Here is a 1,091-nt window from a genome sequence, read left to right on the forward strand (position 1 = left end):
CCGCATTCATGAAGGGGTGTTTGGCAACATTCACAACAAGGGGCACTGAGTTCGTGCAGATAAACTTCACGCTCAAGCGCTTCAGGTAATGGTTTTCTGCCTGTTTTAGCCTTGCTCTTATTTACTTTGGGCAACGCATGTTGCTGCTCAGCTTCGTTAAACGTGCCTTTGGCTACCTTTTCACTTTGTGATGAAAAACGTTTTGATTTGCTGAGATTGAGTTGTTCAATCAGCAGCTGAACTGTCGTTTTAAGCTCAGCAATTTCTTCTGATTGTGCACGCTCTTTTGCTTGCAGTTGCAGCAAGAGAATGATGCTCAAAAAGTATTATTTCAAGCTAAGCAGGAACAGCTTACTACCTTAGACTTACTTATTGGGTTGTTTGATTTAAATTAAGCCAAAACGCGATATAACTGTATATAAAATCAACTCATTAGATTAAGCAATCTAGCCAGTAAATATTGATCTTTGTTTAAGGGCAATATCAATTAGCTTTTGTATGGAAAACGAAGGTAAGCACTGTTAAATAGTGCTTTGGTTCTGTCAAACTTTGGGGCACTAACGAGCCAGAAAATGACGACTCTTGGGCATTTTTTACGCTTCACTTAATCGGTGATAGTATTCTTCATCTTGCATCGCTTCATATTCTCGCTGCCGTTGAATATCTTGCGCTATTCGTTGAGCACATTCAGGGCAAGCACTTGTCTTTTCATAACCATAAGAATTGTAAAAGTATGATCGCCCTTCACAGTAATCAACATCGAAATATTGGTCGATAGACTCTAATTTATCCTCAAAGAACAGCTCATCACAGTGCGGGCAGTCTGTGACAGTTTCAGTGTAAGTACATACGTAACATGTATCAATTCCATCGAGTACAACAAAAGTATCAGATAGACAGTTAGGGCAAGACCAAACTAAGTTTTCACCTATACCTTCATCCGCAATACGCTGAATGGCGTTATTTACGTAAGCGGTCAATGAACTGGTGAAGCTTATTCTGCTTCACCTAAATCAACATTCCACGGCAGCAAATCAGTCATATCATCTAATGGTGCACGCTTGGGTAATTCCGTAAAGAGATGACGGAAA

Annotated in this window: 1 protein-coding gene and 1 pseudogene; both read right to left on the reverse strand. The window is 40.0% G+C overall.

All coding sequences use genetic code 11. The annotated features are described in order from the left end of the window. A pseudogene (locus H5202_RS23115) lies at positions 1-320 on the reverse strand (IS66 family transposase); the annotation flags it as partial. 273 nt (positions 321-593) lie between these two features. Next, positions 594-980 carry a hypothetical protein gene (locus H5202_RS23120; RefSeq protein ID WP_182774068.1) on the reverse strand — a complete coding sequence of 129 codons (387 nt, stop codon included), beginning with the start codon at positions 978-980 and terminating at the stop codon, positions 594-596. Between the last annotated feature and the right edge of the window lie 111 nt (positions 981-1,091).

This window comes from Shewanella sp. SG41-4 (assembly GCF_014164505.1).
Taxonomy (GTDB): domain Bacteria; phylum Pseudomonadota; class Gammaproteobacteria; order Enterobacterales; family Shewanellaceae; genus Shewanella.